Annotated in this window: 17 protein-coding genes and 1 riboswitch; of the genes, 7 read left to right on the top strand and 10 right to left on the bottom strand. The window is 43.5% G+C overall.

Annotation, left to right across the window (positions count from 1 at the left end; translation table 11 throughout):
* Nucleotides 1-191: 191 nt before the first annotated feature.
* The 4 genes from ACRD6K_RS11915 (at nucleotide 192) to ACRD6K_RS11900 (ending at nucleotide 7,064) form a co-directional block, all read left to right on the top strand.
* Entirely contained in the window at nucleotides 192-3,968 is a 3,777-nt protein-coding gene (locus ACRD6K_RS11915) for a GAF domain-containing hybrid sensor histidine kinase/response regulator (RefSeq protein ID WP_430973429.1), read from the top strand.
* 73 nt (nucleotides 3,969-4,041) lie between these two features.
* Entirely contained in the window at nucleotides 4,042-5,661 is a 1,620-nt protein-coding gene (locus tag ACRD6K_RS11910) for a response regulator (protein ID WP_430973428.1), read from the top strand.
* Complete coding sequence (locus tag ACRD6K_RS11905) at nucleotides 5,648-6,493, top strand: CheR family methyltransferase (RefSeq protein ID WP_299579457.1); 846 nt, start codon at nucleotides 5,648-5,650, stop codon at nucleotides 6,491-6,493. Before ACRD6K_RS11910 ends, ACRD6K_RS11905 begins: the two co-directional genes overlap by 14 nt.
* On the top strand, nucleotides 6,486-7,064 hold the full coding sequence (locus ACRD6K_RS11900; RefSeq protein WP_430973427.1) for a chemotaxis protein CheB: 579 nt from the start codon (nucleotides 6,486-6,488) through the stop codon (nucleotides 7,062-7,064). The genes ACRD6K_RS11905 and ACRD6K_RS11900 overlap by 8 nt, the downstream gene beginning before the upstream one ends.
* Before the next feature lie 98 nt (nucleotides 7,065-7,162).
* Here ACRD6K_RS11900 and ACRD6K_RS11895 read toward each other — a convergent pair whose 3' ends face one another.
* On the bottom strand, nucleotides 7,163-7,411 hold the full coding sequence (locus ACRD6K_RS11895) for a hypothetical protein (RefSeq protein ID WP_299579451.1): 249 nt from the start codon (nucleotides 7,409-7,411) through the stop codon (nucleotides 7,163-7,165).
* A 452-nt stretch (nucleotides 7,412-7,863) separates the two neighbouring features.
* Between ACRD6K_RS11895 and ACRD6K_RS11890 the strand changes: the two genes are divergently transcribed.
* Complete coding sequence (locus tag ACRD6K_RS11890; RefSeq protein ID WP_299579448.1) at nucleotides 7,864-9,588, top strand: DEAD/DEAH box helicase; 1,725 nt, start codon at nucleotides 7,864-7,866, stop codon at nucleotides 9,586-9,588.
* A 58-nt stretch (nucleotides 9,589-9,646) separates the two neighbouring features.
* Here the strand turns inward: ACRD6K_RS11890 and thiD are convergent, their stop codons facing one another.
* From thiD to ACRD6K_RS11855, 7 genes are all read right to left on the bottom strand, one after another.
* Nucleotides 9,647-10,471, bottom strand: coding sequence for a bifunctional hydroxymethylpyrimidine kinase/phosphomethylpyrimidine kinase (gene thiD / locus ACRD6K_RS11885; protein WP_430973426.1), 825 nt, complete (start codon nucleotides 10,469-10,471; stop codon nucleotides 9,647-9,649).
* Nucleotides 10,472-10,487: 16 nt separating this feature from the next.
* On the bottom strand, nucleotides 10,488-11,489 hold the full coding sequence (gene thiL, locus ACRD6K_RS11880) for a thiamine-phosphate kinase (RefSeq protein ID WP_430973425.1): 1,002 nt from the start codon (nucleotides 11,487-11,489) through the stop codon (nucleotides 10,488-10,490).
* 53 nt (nucleotides 11,490-11,542) lie between these two features.
* Complete coding sequence (locus tag ACRD6K_RS11875) at nucleotides 11,543-12,190, bottom strand: TenA family protein (RefSeq protein ID WP_430973424.1); 648 nt, start codon at nucleotides 12,188-12,190, stop codon at nucleotides 11,543-11,545.
* 4 nt (nucleotides 12,191-12,194) lie between these two features.
* Nucleotides 12,195-12,824, bottom strand: a complete 630-nt coding sequence (gene thiE, locus ACRD6K_RS11870; RefSeq protein ID WP_430973423.1) for a thiamine phosphate synthase — start codon at nucleotides 12,822-12,824, stop codon at nucleotides 12,195-12,197.
* A gap of 2 nt (nucleotides 12,825-12,826) precedes the next feature.
* Nucleotides 12,827-13,621, bottom strand: a complete 795-nt coding sequence (gene thiM / locus ACRD6K_RS11865; RefSeq protein ID WP_430973422.1) for a hydroxyethylthiazole kinase — start codon at nucleotides 13,619-13,621, stop codon at nucleotides 12,827-12,829.
* 112 nt (nucleotides 13,622-13,733) lie between these two features.
* Nucleotides 13,734-13,830, bottom strand: a riboswitch (TPP riboswitch).
* Nucleotides 13,831-13,903: 73 nt separating this feature from the next.
* Nucleotides 13,904-15,577: a sensor histidine kinase gene (locus tag ACRD6K_RS11860; protein WP_430973421.1), complete on the bottom strand. Its 1,674-nt coding sequence runs from the start codon at nucleotides 15,575-15,577 to the stop codon at nucleotides 13,904-13,906.
* Nucleotides 15,578-15,668: 91 nt separating this feature from the next.
* Nucleotides 15,669-16,922, bottom strand: coding sequence for a response regulator (locus tag ACRD6K_RS11855; RefSeq protein WP_430973420.1), 1,254 nt, complete (start codon nucleotides 16,920-16,922; stop codon nucleotides 15,669-15,671).
* Nucleotides 16,923-17,525: 603 nt separating this feature from the next.
* Here ACRD6K_RS11855 and ACRD6K_RS11850 point away from each other — a divergent pair.
* The gene (locus ACRD6K_RS11850) at nucleotides 17,526-18,026 is read left to right on the top strand and encodes a porin family protein (RefSeq protein WP_299579423.1); all 501 of its coding nucleotides are present in this window, start codon (nucleotides 17,526-17,528) and stop codon (nucleotides 18,024-18,026) included.
* An 87-nt stretch (nucleotides 18,027-18,113) separates the two neighbouring features.
* Nucleotides 18,114-19,421 (top strand): OmpA family protein, encoded by a 1,308-nt coding sequence (locus ACRD6K_RS11845; protein ID WP_430973419.1) that lies wholly within the window; start codon nucleotides 18,114-18,116, stop codon nucleotides 19,419-19,421.
* Nucleotides 19,422-19,583: 162 nt separating this feature from the next.
* Here ACRD6K_RS11845 and ACRD6K_RS11840 read toward each other — a convergent pair whose 3' ends face one another.
* Together ACRD6K_RS11840 and ACRD6K_RS11835 are read right to left on the bottom strand one after the other, a co-directional pair.
* Nucleotides 19,584-20,375 (bottom strand): 3-keto-disaccharide hydrolase, encoded by a 792-nt coding sequence (locus ACRD6K_RS11840; protein WP_430973418.1) that lies wholly within the window; start codon nucleotides 20,373-20,375, stop codon nucleotides 19,584-19,586.
* Nucleotides 20,376-20,453: 78 nt separating this feature from the next.
* On the bottom strand, nucleotides 20,454-20,708 hold the full coding sequence (locus tag ACRD6K_RS11835; protein WP_053186667.1) for a DNA-binding protein: 255 nt from the start codon (nucleotides 20,706-20,708) through the stop codon (nucleotides 20,454-20,456).
* Nucleotides 20,709-20,745: the final 37 nt, after the last annotated feature.

Raw genomic sequence — 20,745 nt, 5'->3', positions numbered from 1 at the left:
TGGATAATCCTAAAAGGGGAATCAGTTATTCTGATGAAGAAGAATGATCTGCTTGAAATGGATTGTTCTTTTTTTATTTGTCTATATGATTGCGATTGGAGTTGACTGCGTGCGTAAAATTGTGCAAACAATTTCAAAAAGTATGGGTCCGCTAAGTAATCATTTTCTATTTTTGGCCAAAATAATCCAAAATGACCATGGCTAACTTCAATGGACTGAAGCTTCGGAATAAACTCCGGCTTCTGAGTCTTTTTTCTATTCTAAGTTTAATTGCTTTAGGCTTTGTATCCGACTATTTTTACAACACAGGGAAGGCTCTCAATTTGATTATTAACCTGGAGCGGGTTCATAACAATACCTTTCATGAAGGTATTGAGGATTTTTATCGCTACCAGCTTTCACAGGACGAGGAGTGGTTGGATGAGGCAGTTAGAAAAATGGAATTGGCGAACCAAATGTCCCATAACTTCAGTCGTATCGATGAATTGGCTCTTTTACCCAATAGCCAGTTTGTTGATAGTATCTATCAGAATTTTCAGGAAGCTTATATGGGCGACCGGGCAAATGCTGAACTAATGGCAAGCCGGGTTAAATTGCTATTGGCACTTGATTCAGATAAGTTGGATGAAGCTCAGCAAATCACTCGAAGAGGCTATGAACTGGGAGAGCAAATTCAAAAGGAAGTGTTGGCCTACCGATTTAACACGGACCAAGCAACGAAAGCTGAAATTACGGACGACTTGGCACAAATGAGGGGCTTTTATGGTGATTTTGCCCAAGCTATTTCTTCTTTAAATACCATGGCAAATAACTTGTTGTTGGCTGGTATTTTGCTGATCGTGCTAGTGCTGGTTGTTATCGTATTTGCGGCATCCGAGTGGATTAGTCGCTCTATAACCAAGCCAGTGCAAGAAATGGTTGAAAAATTTGGAGAGATTGCCAAGGGTGATCTCACAGCCGAGCTGGCGATCCAAGCCAATAATGAGATTGGTGAGCTGGCCAACTCATTCAGGGAGATTCAAAACGGATTTCGTGAGGTGATCAACTACACCAAAAACGTGGCGAATGGCAATTACAGCACTCAGATTGTTCCTCGGTCTTCCAAAGATGAATTAAGCCAAGCGCTGAATAAGATGGTGGACGAACTGCGGGAAGCGCAGGAAAGGACAGCCAAGGATTCGTGGTTTAATGCCGGAATTAATTCAATCAATGAAAAACTCCGGGGCAACCAGCAACCGGATGAAATTTCATCCAAAGCACTTACCTTTCTGATGGAGTTCCTGCATTCTCAGTTGGGGAGCATTCATATGTACGATCCGGATTACAAGTTTTTGACCTTGCTCAGCTCCTCAGGATTCGATCCGCAGAAACTGAAAAGCAAAATCAAACTGAACGAAGGAATTATTGGTCAGGTGGCTGCATCGGGAGAACGTGTTATTCTGAATGATATCCCGGATGAATCTTACCTCACTTACTCGTCTTCGGGACAGTTTAAGCCCAGCCAGGTGGTGGTGATTCCGCTGCTTTTCAACGAAATACTTATCGGAACACTGGAGTTGTCTTCGCTCACCGCTTATACGTCATTGGAACTGGATTTTCTGCAACAGGCATCTAAAATTCTGGCCATCTACCTCAATTTGTCTGAGAATGTGTTAAAAACCAACGAACTACTGCAGAAGACACAGGATCAGGCTAGTGAGCTGCAAGTACAGCAGGAAGAGTTGCGGGTGGCCAATGAGGAGCTGCTGGAACATACCAAGGTGTTGACCGATAATGAGAAAAAGCTGCAGGTACAGCAGGAAGAACTTCGGGTGGCCAACGAGGAATTGGAAGAGCGAACCCGCCAGTTGGAACTTCAGAAAGAAGATATTAGTTTAAAAAATAATGAGTTGATAGAAACTCATGATCAGCTGGAGGCCAAAGCCAAAGAGCTTCAGCTAGCCAGCCAGTATAAGTCCGAGTTTTTAGCCAACATGTCGCATGAGCTGCGGACACCGTTGAACAGCCTGCTGATTTTATCGAGTCTGTTGTCGGCCAATAAAAAAGGCAACCTGACGGAAGATCAGGTTCAGTCGGCCAAAATTATTCACAAAAGTGGAGCCGATTTGCTGCACTTGATCAACGAGGTTCTGGACTTGTCGAAAATTGAGGCTGGCAAGATGACTGTTGACATGGATTTCGTTCAAACGATTGATTTGAAGGAAGAAGTGTTGATGAGTTTCAAGGCCACAGCCGAAGATAAAAAACTGGCTTTTGAGGTGCTGATTGAGGCGGGCTTTCCCAACGAAATCAGGACTGACAGGCATCGCTTAATGCAAGTGTTGAAAAACCTGCTTTCCAATGCGTTCAAGTTTACCAGCCAGGGGCAAGTTGCGGTTTATTTTATGGGGAGTTGTCCGCAAACACAGTTCCGGTCAGCCGAACTTCAGCCAGAAAACACTTGCTGCATTCAGGTCTCAGACAGTGGGGTAGGGATTCCGGCAGAGAAGCTGGAGGCCATCTTCGAAGCGTTTCAGCAGGCTGACGGAAGTATTTCCCGCAAATTTGGAGGAACGGGGCTGGGCTTGTCCATTTCGCGCGAACTTATACGCATGCTTGGTGGCGAAATTCAGTTGGAAAGCCAGGTTGGCAAAGGCTCTGTGTTTTACGTCTATTTGCCTGTTCATGCCGGAATGGACGCCATTTCGGAGCCGGTGAAATTTGCTCAGCCGAAAGTGGCCAATATTCAGGAAGCATCAGAAACAATTCCGGTAAGTCACCCAATTTCGGATCCGATACTTACGCCTTTTATTGACGATGACCGAAATGATTCCCTGAACGGGCAGACCGTTCTGGTCATTCACCCATCCAAAGCGCAAGCCGAGAAGTTTTTACAGCAAGCCCGGGCAAAAGATTTTCGTGTGATTGCCGCAGCTAATATTCCGGATGGAATTATTCTGGCGGAGAAATTTCACCCCAAAGCCATTATGTTGGCGGTAGAGTTTGCCAACACCGCCGATGCTGATTATCAAAAACTGAAAAAACACCGGCTGTTAGGGAAACTGCCGGTTCATGTAATTACGCCTATTGACTACAACGAGTCGGAAGAACAAGGCGAGCTGAAAACCCTTGAGACCATAGAATTCGCTGACGCATTAAAGTCGCTTGACAGCCATTTTGCGTCTCCGCTAAAACGAATGCTGATTGTGGAAGATAATGCTGTGACGCGCAGTGTGATTAAAACCATGCTGTTTGATCTTGACCTGGAAATCAGTGAGGTGGAAATGGCGCACGAAGCATTCGATCTATTGAGCCGCGAGACCTTCGACTGTGTGATTCTGGACTTGGGCTTGCCCGATTACTCCGGCAAGGCGTTGCTCGAAAAACTGAAAGAGCACAAAATTGCCATACCGAAAGTGATTGTGTACACCGGCAAAGAAATGTCGCAGGAGGAAGTGCGTGAGTTGAATGCCTATACTGACACCATTATTTTGAAAGGTATTAAATCCGATGAACGGTTGATGGACGAAGTAACCTTGTTTTTGCATCAGGTTTCCAGACAGATTCCGGGAAAGAAAACGAAGCCGGCCATCACCAATGAGGAAGCCCTTTTTAAAGGGAAAAAGATTATGGTTGTTGACGATGATATTCGCAATGTGTTTGCGTTGGGGCAAATTCTTGAAGAGCGGGAAATTGAAGTGGTTGATGCCGAAAACGGGCAAGTGGCCATCGACTTGCTGCAAGAGGATCCTCAGGTCGACTTGATTTTGATGGATGTGATGATGCCTGTTATGGATGGGTATCAGGCCATGCACATTATTCGCAACACGCCCAAAATAAAAGATATTCCAATCATCTGTCTAACGGCTAAAGCCATGAAAGAAGATCATGAGAATGCCTTGAAAAACGGAGCCAATGATTATTTGTCTAAGCCATTGGATGAAGGAAAATTATTTTCCATGCTTAAAATTTGGCTTTACAGAAATTAAAGATTTTTAGACTGCTGGCGAGGCATGGCTTTCGAATAACTGGCGGGCTTATTGAAGATAAATTGTAAATTACATGAAACCAAAAATTCTGATTGTCGACGATCTGGTTGAGAATCTCATTAGCCTGGAGGCTGTTTTAGAGGATTTTGATAGTGATATTTTTCGGGCGTATTCAGGAGAAGAAGCACTGAAATTAAGTTTGAAAGAGGAATTTGCGCTTGTAATCCTGGATGTTCAGATGCCCGGGATGAATGGATATGAAACCCTGGAGATGATGCGCCAACGTAAGAAGACCAGGTACCTGCCTGTTATTTTTGTTTCTGCCATTCATCAAAGTGATTTGCACATTATCAAGGGCATCGAAACCGGTGCAGTCGATTTTATCCCCAAACCCATTATTCCTGATATTTTGAAGGGGAAAGTCCAAGTTTTTCTCGACCTGTACTTGCAGCGAGCCAAGCTGGATTACCTGCTCGGAGAAATGGAAAAGGCCAATCTGAATCTGAAAATAGCCAAAGACAAAGCTGAGGAGGCTACACGAACCAAGTCCATGTTTCTGGCCAATATGTCGCATGAAATACGTACGCCACTCAACGGTGTGCTTGGGGTTTCCAAGTTGTTGCAAAAAACGGATTTAAACGATGATCAGAAAGAACTGCTCAATATTGTGACCAATTCGGGTGAGAATTTGATGTTGATTATCAACGATATTTTGGACTTCTCAAAAATTGAATCCGGGCAGATTCAGCTTGAAATGATTGACTTCAATTTAAAAGAACTGGTTGAGAATGTCTTTCAGCTGATGAAGTTTAAAGCCATTGAAAAAGGCATTCAATTTAAGTACGCTATTGGCGATGATGTGCCGGAAAGGCTTTGCGGAGATCCTTTACGGATTAACCAGATTTTGATGAACTTGGTCAATAATGCCATTAAGTTTACCCACCAAGGGAAAGTCGAAATTTGTATTGAATTAGTGGATTGGCACGAATCCATGGCACGAATTTTATTCCGGGTTATTGATACGGGAATTGGTATTTCGGAGGAAGGCAAGCTGTTGTTGTTTAAAGAGTTTTCTCAATCGGAAACATCCATCACGCGAAAATATGGCGGCACAGGATTGGGGTTGGCCATTTCACAAAACTTGGTGTGCCTGATGAATGGCGAAATAAATGTGAACAGTGAACTGGGGCAGGGAGCTGAGTTCTGGTTTCGTCTTCCGTTAAAAAAAGCGGCTTGCCCGGGGTTAGAGTTGGAAAGGCAGGATGTACAGCATCAAGCTGATTTTCGCATTTTGCTGGCAGAAGACAACGCCATTAATCAGCGGGTTTGTGAGCTTAGTTTAAAACAACTGGGCTACAAATGCGACATTGCCAACAATGGGCAGGAGGCTGTCGATATGCACCAGCAGTTGCCCTACGACTTGATTTTGATGGATATGCAAATGCCGGTTCTGAATGGTATTCAGGCTACCAAAGCGATAAGGAAAATGGAACGGGAGGCCTTGGTAAAACATCCGGTTTATATTACTGCCGTAACGGCCAATTCTTTGGTTGAAGAGAAAAAAGATTGCATGCTGGCCGGAATGAATAACTTTTTAAGTAAACCTTTTTCTGAAAAAGAACTTTTATTGGTATTGCAGGAAGTTAGTCGAACGAAAACAACAAAGAATCAGACTGAACATGAGTGCCTATAGTGATGCCAATGCCGACTTGTTGACCATCGAATTGCAGCTGCTTTTGGAAGGGATTTTCCAGAAATACGGCTATGATTTCAGAAATTACAGCAAAGCCCATATTCGCAGGCGGGTTTTAAACCGGCTGAGTTTGTGCCGGCTGGAAACCGTGTCGGAATTACAAAATAAGGTTTTGCGTGACCCGGATTTTTTTCGGGACTTTCTGGAAGATCTTTCCATTAATGTCACCGAGATGTTTCGTGATCCGGATTTTTACCGCTCGTTTCGCGAGAACATTGTTCCCAAACTCAAAACTTACACCTATTTTAAGGTGTGGCATGCCGGCTGTGCCACGGGAGAGGAAGTATATTCGCTGGCTATTTTGCTGCAGGAAGAAGGCTTGCTGGAGCGTTGCCAGTTTTATGCCACCGACTTTAACCGAAAGGTGCTGGAAATTGCAAAAGAAGGGGTTTATCAGAAAGCCGACATGGAGCTGTATGAGCGCAATTACCAGCTATCAGGCGGAAAGGGAAAGTTATCGGATTATTACAATTCAATGTATGGATCGGTCATGTTTAAAAAGGAGCTTTCCAAACGGATTGTTTTTGCCGACCATAATTTGGTTACCGATGGTGTTTTTGCTGAAGTGAACCTGGTTATGTGCCGGAATGTGTTGATCTATTTTGATAAGATGCTTCAGGATAAAGTGCTGAATTTGTTGACAGAAAGTTTGGTGCCTGCCGGCTATTTGTGCCTGGGAAGTAAAGAAAGCCTGAAATTTTCGACGGTTGAAAATCGGTTTGTCGCTCTGGATGATAAGCAGAAAATTTTTAAAAAGAAGTTGAATGTATAAAGCAATAGTTGTTGGTACCTCCTATGGCGGCTTGGAAGCACTGAAGCTTATACTGCCTCAGCTGCCCGAAGATTTTCCGTTGCCCGTCATTGTCGTTTTGCACATTGGCGAGCATAAGAATGATACGTTTATACGGCTTTTAAATGAGCTTTGTACTTTGCAGGTAAAAGAAGCCGAAAGTAAGGAGCCTGTTTTACCCGGACACATTTATTTTGCACCGCCAAACTACCATTTGTTGGTTGAAGATGACCGGACCTTTTCCTTGTCGACGGATGAAAAACTGAATTATTCGCGCCCCTCTATCGACATCCTTTTTGAGTCGGCTGCCTGGGCCTATCAACACGAGCTTATTGGCCTGATACTTACCGGCGCCAATTCTGATGGTGCTGAAGGCCTGAAGACTATCAAAAGCTTTGGAGGGAAAACAATCGTTCAGGACCCTTGTCATGCTATTGCCCCGATTATGCCGCGCTTTGCCTTAAAAATAGCTCAGCCCGAAATCAGGCTCAGTCTTGAAGCTATTCCCGCCAAGCTTGTAGAATTGGCCAGTTCAAAAAAGACAGTTGAGTAAGATGAACCAGCCTTTTGGGGTTCGGGTAATTCGGGTTTGGTATGTCGAAAAATGACTGGCCTTGTGGGTAGCAACAGGCAATAAAACGTACTGCTAACTTAGTTTTTTGATCGTGGGGCAAAGCAGAGTCTTCCAGTCAGTTGGCCGGCAAAAAATGCACCGACAAGAATCGGATAGGTGTAAAAAGCAAAGCCAATATCGCTGTATATGCGGAGCAATATGACAAAGGGAACCGGAATGTGAATATAAAGCCACCACATCAGGCTGAACTTTTTGTGCTTGGAGCGAAGGTAGCCAAAAGGGATATTCAAAATAAAAACACAAAGGGCAACGAGTACAATGGTCATTTCAACTTCTTTAGATCAAAACTAAGGATATAAACTTAATTCCAAAGCATTTGGTTTGCTGAATTATTTCAGCATAGATTTTTGTCTGTCTTTTTTGTTGACGGTTGGTTCAAAGTTTTTCAATTTGAATCGGGTTACTGACTTTCTGAGGGCTTCCAAACCTTCCATAAAATGCAATAATTGATGATTTAGCAGTCTGGTCGTTGTTTGTTGGTTATTGTTTTGCTTGCTGTAATGTGTTCTGCTGTAGTTGTTTGGTGTGGTTTGTGTTTGTGTGCCTTAACAGGAAATTTACATGAGGAAGCCGCAGGAGTCAGGTCTGGAAAATTAACCTATCTTTGCAGCTCAATTTTTGGCATCGGTGGCATAGGGGTGTATTGAAAAGTAAATTTTATTGTCATCAGTGCTTATTGGGTTCGGAAAGCGTGTTGCTTTTCGGTTAAATAAATACAATGATGACATTTGAACAGACGGGTCTCAAACCCGAACTGCTTAGCGCCATTTCAGAAATGGGCTTTGAGCAACCTACTCCTATTCAGGAGAAAACAATTCCACATCTTATCAATAACAAAAACGACTTGATTGCTTTAGCGCAAACAGGTACGGGAAAAACAGCTGCTTTTGGGTTGCCTGTTCTTCACAATTGTGATGTGACTAAAAAAGATATTCAGGCTTTGATTTTGTGCCCAACGCGCGAGCTGTGTTTGCAGATTAGTCGCGATTTGGATGCTTTTTCCAAGAACCTACGTGGGTTTAAAAACATTGCCGTTTATGGTGGTGCCGATATCAGTAAGCAAATTCGTGAGTTGCGCAGTGGCGGCCAGGTGGTTGTAGGAACCCCCGGGCGTGTACATGACTTGATTCGCCGTAAGGTGTTAAACGTTAGTCAGATTCGATGGATGGTATTGGATGAGGCGGATGAAATGCTAAACATGGGTTTTAAGGAAGAGTTGGATGCAATCTTAGCAGAGACACCGGCCATCAAGCAAACCTTGCTTTTTTCGGCGACTATGCCTCGTGAGATTTCCAACATGACCAACAAATATTTACATTCTCCTGAGGAAATTTCAGTAGGACGTAAAAATGAAGGTGCAGCAAATGTGGAGCATCATTATTACGTGGTTCAGGCCAAAGATAAATATGCTACTTTGAAACGAGTGGCTGACAACTACCCCAACTGTTATGCTATTGTTTTCTGTCGTACTCGTATGGAAACACGTGATGTGGCAGAAAAGCTGATGGAAGATGGTTATAATGCGGATGCTTTGCATGGCGACTTGTCGCAGGCACAGCGCGATTATGTGATGAACCGTTTTCGTACGGGGCAATTGCAGATGTTGGTAGCAACCGACGTGGCAGCACGTGGGCTTGATGTGAATAGCCTGAGCCATGTTATTAACTACAGCTTGCCCGATGATCCGGAAGCATACATTCACCGTAGTGGACGTACCGGTAGAGCTGGGAAAAGTGGAATCTCAGTTTCTATTTTACACATGCGTGAAACCGGAAAACTGAGACATATTGAGAAAATCTTCAATAAGCGCTTCGAGCGGAAAGACGTTCCGGGAGGAGAAGAAATCTGTGAAGTTCAGTTGATGCACCTGGCAGAAAAAGTAGCGCAGGTTGAAGTGAATGACTCTAAAATTGATCCTTACATGCCGGCCATTATGGCGAAGTTTGAAGGATTGAACAGCGAGGAAATACTCAAGCGATTTGTTTCGGCTGAATTTAACCGCTTCTTAGCATACTATAAAAATGCACCGGACCTGAACGTTCGCGGACAGGAACGCAAGGGTGGAGATAAGCGTGGCCGGCGTGGTGATCGTGGAAATGACTACAACGACAATGGAATGAACTTTAGCCGCCTGTTTATCAATGCGGGTAAAAAGCAAAACCTGAATGCTTCACGCCTGTTAGGCTTGATTAATGAGCACTCGAAACGGAAAAATGTTGAAATTGGCAAAATCGATATTCAACGTAAATTCTCCTTCTTCGAGATCGATAGTCGTTTTGAAAAGGAATTGATTCAATCGATGAACCAGTCTTCATTGGATGGCCATTCTTTGGAGGTTGACCGAGTGACGGGCGAAGAGCGCGTGTCGGTTCCGAAAATTAAGAAGAAAAAGAAAACCGCCATGGACCAGCCAAGGGCCAAACGCAAGCGGACAAAAAGATAAAGCAAAAGCGGAGTGAATGGATTTTCACTCCGCTTTTTTTTTGCCTTTGGGCATGGTGTCAAACCAATTGTGGTTCTTCTTTCCAAAGGTTGTGGAAATGATGAACAGGCCCGTTGCCTTTGCCGATTTGGTAGGCAGCTCCTTTTTCAATGGCTTGATTGATGTACTGTTTTGCATGAGTCACTGCATCGTTCAGCGATTCTTGTTTAGCCAGGAAAGCGGCCAATGCCGAAGAAAAGGTGCAGCCTGTTCCGTGCGTGTTCCGGGTATTGATCCGTTTTGATGAAAGCTCCAGAAACTCATCCGTTTCAGCATTGTAAAACACGTCGATAAGCTCATTATCCGTTAAGTGTCCTGCTTTGAGCAAAACGGAAACGGTTTGCTGGCAGGATAAGGCCTTGGCAACTTTTTTCAAATCAGCTTGCTGGTTGATTTTTAGGCCGGACAAGATTTCTGCTTCCGGAATATTGGGGGTGATTACCCGCACCATTGGAATCAGCTCTTGTTGTAAGGTTGCAATGGCTTCGTCTTGTAGAAGTTTGTCGCCAGAGGTGGCTACCATAACCGGATCCAGAACAATATTGTTGACCTGATGTGGCAGGATGGCCTCTTTAACTGCACGGATGAGTTCCGAAGAGTGCAACATCCCAATTTTTATGGCATCAGTTCCAACATCTTCCAAAACTGATTTGATCTGTCCTTTTACAAAATCGATTGGGACAGGGTGGACGCCATAAACCCCAACCGTGTTTTCATCAACAATGGCGGTGATAGCCGTTGTTGCAAAACAGCCACAAGCTGAAATTGCCTTTAGGTCGGCCTGAATGCCGGCGCCACCACTGGGATCACTTCCGGCAATGCTTAAAACTCGTTTATAGTTCATTATTACGATTTAGAAATTATTGAAAATGATTAAAACCGGTTTTCCCAAATTGAGCTTCTTTTCCATCTTTGAACCAGTGAATCTCCGGTTTTCCTTCCTCAATGACCCCGATTGGGAAAACGGTTTGGCCAAACTGTTCTTGAAATAGCCTTTGTAATGGTTCAAGCTGACTGGATTCGAGGGTAAACAGCAATTCGTAGTCTTCGCCACCACCAACTGCCAATTCTTCCAGTTGCCAGTTTTGTTCCTGGCTCACCCGCTTCAGTTGTGGTGAGGTCGGCAGCTTGTTCAAATCAACTCTGGCTCTTTTCCTGGAAGCTTTCAGGATATGTTTTAGGTCGGAAGCAATTCCATCTGAAATGTCCATCATACTATGAACCCCGTTGAGATTGACCAGAGCTTCTCCTTGTTCAATCCTGGGTTCTGGCTGGTGGTGCTTTTTCAAAAGGTAATCCGTATCCTCGTTTGATTCCAGCTGGTTGAGCAGAACCTGCAGCCCACCTGCCGAATCCCCCAATGAGCCGGTAACACAAACCACATCGCCTGCTTGTGCGCCAGAACGTAATTTGGCCTGTCCTTTGGGGCACTTCCCAATGGCACAAACATTAATGGCCAAATGTTTAACGGATTTGGTGGTGTCACCTCCTAAAAGCGGAGTTTGGTAGCGATCCGAAATGGCGTGGTAGCCTTTCATCAGTTTATCCAGGTATTCAACATCGACTCCCGGAGGAATGGCGATGGACAGAAAAGTCCCAATTGGCGTTGCTCCCATAGCAGCTAAATCACTCAGGTTAACAGCAACCGATTTGTAGCCCAGTTGCCAAGGGGTGATTTTTTCACGCAAAAAGTGAATATCCTCAATCAGCATATCGGTGGTAACCAGCAGATCTTCGGTGTCATTCATTGGTAGAATGGCGCAATCATCACCAATGCCAAAGACGTTTTTGGTCAGCAGCGATTTAAACTCGGGTGAAAAACGTTCGATAAAACCGAACTCTCCTATTTCTTTTAATTCCATGGTTTTTCTTTTATCCTCAGTTTTGATGCCTCTAAAATTCATTAATTGTTCTGTCAGACAGGCCATTGCTCTTGCTGCCAAGCACTGTGCCAAAACATCCATTCCATTTTAAAGGACAGCTCAAAGGCCTTCGTCATCGCCTGGCGTTTTGCTGGTGTTGTGTTTTGCGCAGCTTCATCGCAAATGGCAACTGCCTTTTTTACGGCAAGAGCAAACTCTTCTCCACCATAAGTATTGATCCATTCCTGGTAAGGATTTGTTCCTTTTGTCTGGTTGGCCAAGATATAATCGCCCACTTCTTTGTAAACCCAGAAGCAAGGCAATATAGCAGCTAAGGCATTTTCAACCGATCCGCTGGCCAGCTGTTGGTGCATATGTCCGGTGTAAAGCGTGCAGGTTGGAGAAGGCGTTGCTTCTCCGCTTGCTCCTTTTAGGTACGATTCGTGCAAGGCTTGTTCTACGGTGACGGTATCTGAAGAGAATGAAAGAAAATCTTCGCGCCACTCTTTGCAGTCAAGTTTTGCGGCAATGCCTGCTAAAATTTTTCCATACTCGGCAAGGTAAAAAGCATCCTGCTGCAAGTAAAAAAAGAACTTTTCCTTTGGAAGTGTTCCTTCCATCAGTTCGTTCAAAAAAGGTAATTTTAATATTTGGTTATAGACAGGGTTACAGGTTTCCCAGGCTTCTTTACTCCATTTCATAGCTTTATTTTTTAACAATTAATTTTTTTAATGATGCTGCGGCTTTCATGGGACTATCCGCTGACGAGATGGCCGAAACAACAGCAACTCCGTCAGCTCCTTTGGCAATGATCTCCGCGGTGTTTTCAAGGTTTATTCCGCCAATGGCTACAGCAGGATGTTTGGATAATGCACAGCTGGCTTTTACGCCTTCGAGCCCAAATGGGGTGAACGTATCTGTTTTGGTCGGGGTGGCAAATACGGGCGAAATTCCGATGTAGTCGATATCTAAAGCATTGGCTTCTTCAACCTGTTGAATGGTTTCTACTGATAGCCCCAGAATTTTATTTTTCCCCAGAAATTGCCGGGCAATCTCGCAAGGCAAATCGCTTTGTCCAATGTGCAACCCATCTGCGTCAACGGCCAAGGCGATGTCTAGGCGGTCGTTAATGATGAGCGGAATATTCTGTGGTTTGAGTAACCTTTTTAACCGAATTCCAAGCTCATAAAAGTCGCGGGATGAACAGTCTTTTTCGCGGAGCTGAACCATGGTGACGCCTCCTTTCACTGCTTCGGAAACAATGTATTCCAATGGCCTTCCTTTCGACAAATCGCGATCGGTTACCAGGTAGAGGCTCAAATCAAAAGGAATCATAGTTAATTGATAAAGGTGTTGGTAATTTCTTCTTCGGAAAGTTGATACAAGGTGTCAATGAAGACGGTTTGTAAACTTCCCGGGCCGGCAACTTTAGCTGCTGATAACTCACCGGTAATTCCCATCACAGCCATGGCGTGTGCTGCAGCCTGAAGTGCGTCTTCGTTGATTGCGGCAAAGGCTCCGGTGATGGCAGATGCTGTACAGCCCATGCCGGTTACTCTGGGCATGAGTGTACTGCCATTTTTAATGGAAATGACCTGTTCTCCATTCGTGATGAAATCTTCCACACCGCTAATGACCACCACTGCTCCGGTTTGATTGGCCAAACGCTTGGCCGCTTCTAAAGCTGAATCGGCAGCGATGGTGCTATCGACTCCTTTTGTGGCTATATTTTCTTTTGCCAAAGCCATGATTTCGGAGGCATTTCCGCGGATAATGCTTGGTTGGCATGTGGCTATAATTTGGGTCGCTACTTGATTCCGATAAGGAGTAGCGCCTACACCAACCGGATCGAAAACTACCGGTATTCCTTTTTGCCTGGCTGCAGCTCCGGCCTGAAGCATGCCGTCAACCCATTGTGGGTTTAAGGTTCCCATATTGATAACTAATGAAGAGGCAATTCCGACCATATCGGCGACTTCTTCAATGGCGTGAGCCATCACCGGGGAGGCACCAACTGCAAGCAAGGCGTTGGCCGTATTATTCATAACCACAAAATTGGTGATGTTATGCACCAAGGGGACGTTTTTTCTTAAAGCTGTTAAATCAGCATAAATCGATTTTGAATTGATCATGACGTTTATTTTTGGGAACGAACGAATCTTGCCGCTAAAGGGATTATAAAGGAAAAGCCGCTCCGCAGAAATGCGAAACGGCTTGTATTTAGCGTTCAATTAATCGTCAATTGAAATACAATCCTCGTTTCCCTCCGCTGTTATTATACATTTCAGGTTCCGGGGTATAATCTCAGCCCGCCTATTGGCGGACACCCCCAACGAGATGCAGTAAAAGTATCAAATATTCTTGAAGAACGAAAGTCGCTTGCGTGACCAATTGATCATACTCAACTAAAATGATTAGCTAAGTGGAATCGAGAAGTAGAACTGACTTCCTTTTCCTAAAGTACTTTCTGCCCAAATTTTTCCCTGGTGAGCATCGATAAATTCTTTGGCAATAATCAGTCCAAGGCCCGTTCCTGTTTCATCGTTTGTCCCTCTCGAAGAGGCGTTTTTATCAATTCTGAAAAGGTTCGCTAATTGTTCCGAAGACATGCCTACCCCAGTGTCAGCAACAACGAAGTTTAAGTTGTTTGAATCAGCCGAGGCCGTAATTTTTACGCTTCCTCCCTTAGCGGTAAACTTGATGGCATTGGTAACTAAATTTCGCAAGGTTGAGCTAATCATGTTGGAGTCGAGCTTGGCTGTTGTTTCTTTTTCCACTTCCCACGTTAGTTTAATTCCTTTGTTTTGAGCAATTGGAGCTAGAACCAATAAAGTGTCAGAAACTAGTTCTTCAACTTTTTCAGTTTTGGGCGAATAGTTTACTTTTCCATTCTGCATTCGAGCCCAAATGAGTATGTTTTGCAAAAGGTTGAAGATGCGTTTGGACGATTGATGAACAATGGAGGCATACTCTGTCGTGTCTTCCCGGTTGTCTTCTTTTATCGACGCATTAAGCATTTCGCTAAACCCGAGCAGTGCATTGAACGGGTTCATCAAATCGTGGCTGATGATGGAGAAAAACTTGTCTTTTTGAAGGGAATCCTTGGTTACCTTTTTGTTTAGGGTCAGAATATTTTCCTGAAAACGATTGTTCTTCAATGCAAGCCAGAAAATGTATCCGGCAAGCAAGCAGGCCAATAACATTAGGGCAATCAGGATATTTTGCAGAAAGTTAGTCGAACTCTGGACTGAGTTTAGAAAGGAGTTGTTCTGCCTGACCTCCTGTGCTTTGATATGGCTTTTTACTTCATCAACAAGTTGGTGTATTTCGCTGATTAGATTGTTGTTGATAGCAATGAGTTTGAGTTCACTTTCTTTAAGTTTATAGGCTTTCTTCACCAGCTCTGTGATGTTCCCGGAACTTGGATTCAGGCTGGTTGTTTGTTGGTTTGGAGTTGTTCCAGGCTGGCTTTGCGGAGACTGCACCAGAAGTTTGGTATTGACACGCTCCTGGACTTTTTCACCAACGAGGGCCGTTTTTATTTTTCCCAGCAAGCCTTTTTTATGACTCTCCCGTGTTTCCGTGACGCTGATTGTGTCTACCCGTCCTTCAGCCGGGAGTGGGGAGTACTTTCCCAGATTGGTTTGCTGTGCTTCCAGATCGGCGACTGAAAAAATCAAGGAATCGGTAATTTGTCGTAGCCGGACATAAATGTCTGTTTCTTTGGTTTTTTCATCCAGGATACCCGTAATGTGGTCACTTTCTTCAGCAGACACATTCGCGAAAGCTTGCTGTAATAGCCGGATGTTTTCAGAGAGTGTCTGAACATGAAACTTGTAGGCTTCAAAAGCTTGTGGCTCAAAAGTAATGCAGTACTCTTGAAAGCGGGCTTCCAGCAACAAAAGCGATTCGGTAACGCTTTCTGTTTTCAGAAGCTGTTCCCGGTTTTGCTGAGATAGATTTAGTGCTAACTGAATTTGGGCTTTTTCATTAATTAGGCTAATGATTATTCCAACAATCAGAATCAGAGTTAATGCCATCAACAGGGTTACTGTGAGCAGGCGTTTGGGGAGTTTTAATTTTGACATTTCCGGAATCGTCCTTTAACTGTTTTCGAATTTTGCTTTGCAAAAATCGAAATATTCCAGCAGGAAAATCAATTGGTGAACTATACTTTATCTATACTTCAGTGGTAGTAGGTTGTTTGTCAGTTTGTTGTTTGTCAATCAAAAGAAGAAAGTCGGTCAGGTTTTCATCATTTACCAGGTTCAGTTTTTTTCGCAGGCGGTAGCGGGCTACATCAACACTTTGCGGGTTTTGAAAGGTAAGGACAGCAATGTCTTTGGATGAAAAACCAGAGCGTAACAAGGCGCATAATTTGCGCTCATTGGGTGTTAGGTTTGGAAAACGCTCCAGCAGGATGCGGTAAAAGGAATCGAAAGCACTCTCAAAACGGGCTTCAAAATCATTCCAGATCTGTTCGGCCATGTTCATTTTGAACTTGCCGGTCATCTTTCGAATTTGTTCCTGACCTTCTTTGGTGGCATGGGGCAGTACTTTTTCCAAATCGTTGATCAGGCTGGTGTTCATCTCGTTGAGGTGCATTAGTTTTAGCGTGCTCGAGATCAATTCAATTTTTTTGTTGTTGATATTCTCTTCGTTGGCCTTTTTCAGTTCTGAAATGTCGGTGAAAGCAGTGATAATTCCTAAAGGTTGGTTGTGGCTGTCAAGTACAACATTTTTTGAGATAATAAATGTTTTGTCTCCCGGGAAACCATTTTTTTCATAGGCTATGGCAACGCCACTCTGAATGAGTTCAATATCTTTTTGAACATGGTATCCAATTTCGTCGCTCAGGAAATGCCGGTAGACAGATTTTCCCAGCAATTCGGCCTTGTCTTTTTCAATGAGTTGCTCGAAAAAATGGTTGCACATGAGCAAGATTCCTTCCAGCGAACAATAAATCACCGGATGCGGAATGCTTTCGAGCAGGGAGGAAATGAAGATGCTTTTATCTTCCAGCGAATGGTTGTGGGCCTTTAGGATTTTTAGGGTGCTCGACAGCAAGATGATGTTTTTGACCCGGGCATTCAGCTCCAGTTTTTCAAAGGGTTTTTTCAGAAAATCGATTGCACCACTATCCATGGCCAAAGCCAAATCTTCCGATGAAGTCATCACGCCGGTAATCATCAAGACGGGAATGTCTTTGGTGTGCTCGTTCTGCTTCAAGCGTTTTAATGTTTCAAGCCCATCAAGTACGGGCATGTTCCAGTCCATCAAAATCAAATCAGGAGCAGCCACCTGAACCTGATCAAGGCATTCCTGCCCGTTGGATGCTGTGATGATCTGAAAATCATTCTCCTTCAGCATGTTTTGAAAGAGCTTTAGGTTTAAAGGCTCATCATCAACAAGCATTATTTTTTTATTGCTCATTCGTGCATGGTTTAGATTTTTTATTAGGGAACATAGCAATAGACTGATTGTTCCCATTATTTTCTAGTTGAGGATAGGTTGCTTTATAATAGTAATGGTTTTATTCATCCTATAAACTTATCATAAATATGTATAAAATCAAAAAAATTCTGAGAAGAACAGTGCTTTTTTAGTCTTCTATTTTCGGGCTAAAATAAAGTAGCCGATGTTATTTCATCTTTTATGTCAATTTCCATTTTTATTGACTTGTTTTATAGGTGGTTGTAGCGTGTGTATAGATGTTGTATGGATTGGCGTATAGATATTGTAAAGGGAGGTAGTGTGCGTGGTAGTTAAAATCTACGGATTTTTGTGCTCGAATTTTTTGTTCGAAAAGAATTGATGCGCAATAAATTAGTTATGAATATAGCGTGGTGTTTTTTCGGAACTTTTCTGGTGTTTATTGGTTACAGTAACTTCGGCTTTGTGCCCGTTTCCCGAACGCATTTAAATTCGGAACGAAGCCTTAGTTAAGGCATGTGGTCAGTACAGGGAGACTTGGAGGAGAAGGCAAATCCGAAACTTAAAACGCCAATGAAAATCATATTTTTAAAAATAATAGCCATGAAAAAACAAATACTCATTCTGTCTTTTGTGTTTTTTAGTCAATTACTATTTGGGCAGGCGCCAATTGCCAAGGGAGAATCGCAGTTGAATGTGGGAGTGGGATTATCTTCCTGGGGAGTTCCTTTGTATGTTGGGTTAGACTATGGGGTGCATGAAGATATCACCATTGGAGGAGAGCTTTCTTATCGTTCGTACAACGACAATTATGCCAATGTGAACTATGACCATTCGGTGCTTGGCATTTCCGGAAACGGGAATTATCATTTTAACCGGGTATTGGAACTTCCTTCGGAGTGGGACTTTTACGCTGGATTAAACTTGGGATTTTACATCTGGAATTCTCCGAAAGGGTATGGCGGTTCTCATTCTTCGGATTTGGGACTTGGTGCCCAGGTTGGAGGTCGATATTATTTCTCGGAGAAGGTTGGTGTCAACCTTGAATTTGGGGGAGGTAATGCTTTTTCCGGTGGAAAACTGGGAGTGACCTTCATACTATAAAAAATAATATTGCGTTATGGCCTTTTGTATGCATTGGTCCACGCAAAACGAGATAAACAAACAATTAAAAACAATGATCAATTTATTATGAGAAAATTACTTTTAATTTTAACAGTAGGAGTGCTTTTTCAAACAGCACAAGCACAAAACCGCGATAAAAAGTGGGGATTGGGCCTGGGAGCCGGAGCGTATTATGGAAACACGCTTGAAGGAACAGGACTGGCAACGGAGTTTTATCTGAGTCGGTGGTTAAGCCCTTCTTTCGATTTGATGCTTTTGAATAACCTGGGAATTGCTAACAGCGAAATTTCAAGTACCTTGGATTATTCTGCGTCTTTCCTGAACTTGCGATACAAGTTTAATAACGGTTATATCTTCAAAGAAAACAGCAGTGTTCAGCCTTACTTGTATGGTGGTCCTGGTATTATTATGGACAACAAAACAGAAGGATTGAACTGGGATGCTGGTTTAGGTTTTAAATTTCCATTGAGCCCTTCTGTTTCATTATTTGCTGAAGCCGGATTTATTGAAGGCTTAAGAGGTGAGAAAGCAAGAGATGAAGGAACGTTTACTGAAAGCTTCTGGAAAGGAGTTGGAGGTATTGAAATTAGCTTCGGAAAATCGAAGGATGCTGATGGTGATGGTGTTCCTGATCGCAAGGATGACTGTCCCAATACGCCACAAGGAGTTGCTGTTGACAAGAATGGATGTCCTATTGATACCGATGGTGATGGCGTCCCAGATTACAAAGATGACTGCCCTACTGAAGTCGGAGAGATTGCTTTGAACGGATGCCCGGATCGTGATGGCGATGGCGTTGCTGATAAAGATGACCTTTGCCCGGATGTTGCCGGAGTGAAAGAACTTGCCGGATGTCCTGACAGTGACGGTGACGGTGTTGCCGACAAAGATGACAAATGCCCGGATACTCCTCGTGGATATAAAGTAGACCGCAATGGTTGTCCTTATGATCGCGATGGCGACGGTGTAGTAGACGAAGAAGATGATTGTCCGACTGAAGCTGGCCCGGCAGATAATAATGGCTGTCCGGTTGTTGCTACCAATCCAGAGGCCATTCATTACGAATTTGATAAGAGTAGCCTGACTTCATCAGCTAAAGCTGGTTTGGATGAGGTGATTAAAACGATGAAAGACCACAGCGAATATTCTGTGGAATTGTATGGACACGCAGATGAAATTGGAACAGAAGCTTACAATATGAAGCTTTCAGAGCGTCGGGCGAATGCTGCAAGAACGTACCTGGTTGAAAAAGGTATTGCTGCCAGCCGGATTGTAAAAGTTGTTCCTTTAGGAAAATCTCAGCCGGTTGCTTCAAACAATACTGAAGAAGGACGTGCAAAGAATCGTAGAGTTGAATTCAAGCTTGTTAAATAAACCCATGCAGAGTTTGCGTGGAATTTGAGTTTTGAATTATATTCGGACTTGAAGAGGGATCAAATTTTGATCCCTCTTTTTATTTGCTTCAATCCTTGCCTTGAATACTGCAGGCTAATATTTGTCTGGTTTTAGCCCCAAAGGGGCGAGCAGTTTGTCGGACTATAGATTGTCCGGAAACGATTTGATGTTTCTGATTTCAGCTTTGCGGATAAACAATTCGCCGCCTTCTGACTGGATCTGAATTTTCCCTTTGCTGAGTGGCTGAACCTGGCCGTTTACCAACAAGCCGATATTGTCGCATTCCATCACTTTTACGCCATTTACCACATGAAGGGCTTTCTGTCCAATGCAATAAAGGTCAATAACATTCCATTCCCCAACTGCTTTTTCCTGGTTCGAATCTTTGCGGGCAATTTTGCCGCCATTCTGGTCATTTCCAAAGGCCAGCCGGTCTCCATTGGCCGCGTAAACCAGTTTGTCGCCTTCTTTTTCAACCGGAATTTCAGCATACGGATCGCCCATCATATAGGCATCACCAATATTGCCATGCATGAGTTGCAGCTCAATGGAACTCATCCAGGTGTCTAATCCAACGCCAAAGTCACCCACGCTGTGGTAAAGTAAGCCGCTGTTTCGAGTCGTGTATACGTCATCTCCCCATTTGAATTCCATGCGGAAATGGTAATTTTTATAGGCTTTTTTGGTGGCAATGGAGGCGTTTGCATCTCCGGAAATCCGAAGCAGCTTTTCGTTGTTTTGCTCTACCACGGAAAATGTGCTTTCGGGAGTGGCTTTTTCCTTCAGATCATCAAAGCCGGTAAGGGCAGTACCAATAAAAAATTCCCAGTTGGAGAGGTTTTTACCGTTGAATAGCGCTTTCATTTTTTGTGCATGAGCATTTAAACTCAGGCTTAATGCTAAGACAATTAGCAGGCTTAGGTTTCGAGTCATAATTTTTGAATTTAGAGGGTGAAAAAAAAGCTGCCTTATCGAAATAAGGCAGCCTAAATATAATGTTTTAAATGTTTTTTAATGAACCTGCTCTGCAATAAGTTGTTGTGCGCGTTCTAATATTTTTGTGTCGTCAATTAATACTACTCCCCCGTTGGGACCTGGTTCGATATGAAGCCCTACTGATTTTCCACGGTCATAATTTGCACCTCCAAAATAATTCCTGACGGTTTCCACTTCGATATCAAACTCCTGTGCTATTTGGCGAATTGAACCGTCAGGTAAACTGTCTTTAATTTTACGCAATTCGTTAAAAGTGATTTTTTTATCCATGGCAGTAAAATTTTATAGGTTATTAAATAAATTCGTT

The sequence above is a fragment of the Sunxiuqinia rutila genome (assembly GCF_050589705.1).
GTDB classification, from domain to species: domain Bacteria; phylum Bacteroidota; class Bacteroidia; order Bacteroidales; family Prolixibacteraceae; genus Sunxiuqinia; species Sunxiuqinia rutila.
Note: the sequence above shows the minus strand (reverse complement) of the source record. Positions and strands in the feature narration are given on the sequence as shown.

What these genes read in the sequence shown, in the direction of transcription:
- ACRD6K_RS11915 (WP_430973429.1), top strand. Translation starts at nt 192, where the DNA reads ATGACCATGGCTAACTTCAATGGACTGAAGCTTCGGAATAAACTCCGG.
- ACRD6K_RS11910 (WP_430973428.1), top strand. Translation starts at nt 4,042, where the DNA reads ATGAAACCAAAAATTCTGATTGTCGACGATCTGGTTGAGAATCTCATT.
- ACRD6K_RS11905 (WP_299579457.1), top strand. Translation starts at nt 5,648, where the DNA reads ATGAGTGCCTATAGTGATGCCAATGCCGACTTGTTGACCATCGAATTG.
- ACRD6K_RS11900 (WP_430973427.1), top strand. Translation starts at nt 6,486, where the DNA reads ATGTATAAAGCAATAGTTGTTGGTACCTCCTATGGCGGCTTGGAAGCA.
- ACRD6K_RS11895 (WP_299579451.1), bottom strand. Translation starts at nt 7,411, where the DNA reads ATGACCATTGTACTCGTTGCCCTTTGTGTTTTTATTTTGAATATCCCT.
- ACRD6K_RS11890 (WP_299579448.1), top strand. Translation starts at nt 7,864, where the DNA reads ATGATGACATTTGAACAGACGGGTCTCAAACCCGAACTGCTTAGCGCC.
- thiD (WP_430973426.1), bottom strand. Translation starts at nt 10,471, where the DNA reads ATGAACTATAAACGAGTTTTAAGCATTGCCGGAAGTGATCCCAGTGGT.
- thiL (WP_430973425.1), bottom strand. Translation starts at nt 11,489, where the DNA reads ATGGAATTAAAAGAAATAGGAGAGTTCGGTTTTATCGAACGTTTTTCA.
- ACRD6K_RS11875 (WP_430973424.1), bottom strand. Translation starts at nt 12,190, where the DNA reads ATGAAATGGAGTAAAGAAGCCTGGGAAACCTGTAACCCTGTCTATAAC.
- thiE (WP_430973423.1), bottom strand. Translation starts at nt 12,824, where the DNA reads ATGATTCCTTTTGATTTGAGCCTCTACCTGGTAACCGATCGCGATTTG.
- thiM (WP_430973422.1), bottom strand. Translation starts at nt 13,621, where the DNA reads ATGATCAATTCAAAATCGATTTATGCTGATTTAACAGCTTTAAGAAAA.
- ACRD6K_RS11860 (WP_430973421.1), bottom strand. Translation starts at nt 15,577, where the DNA reads ATGTCAAAATTAAAACTCCCCAAACGCCTGCTCACAGTAACCCTGTTG.
- ACRD6K_RS11855 (WP_430973420.1), bottom strand. Translation starts at nt 16,922, where the DNA reads ATGAGCAATAAAAAAATAATGCTTGTTGATGATGAGCCTTTAAACCTA.
- ACRD6K_RS11850 (WP_299579423.1), top strand. Translation starts at nt 17,526, where the DNA reads ATGAAAAAACAAATACTCATTCTGTCTTTTGTGTTTTTTAGTCAATTA.
- ACRD6K_RS11845 (WP_430973419.1), top strand. Translation starts at nt 18,114, where the DNA reads ATGAGAAAATTACTTTTAATTTTAACAGTAGGAGTGCTTTTTCAAACA.
- ACRD6K_RS11840 (WP_430973418.1), bottom strand. Translation starts at nt 20,375, where the DNA reads ATGACTCGAAACCTAAGCCTGCTAATTGTCTTAGCATTAAGCCTGAGT.
- ACRD6K_RS11835 (WP_053186667.1), bottom strand. Translation starts at nt 20,708, where the DNA reads ATGGATAAAAAAATCACTTTTAACGAATTGCGTAAAATTAAAGACAGT.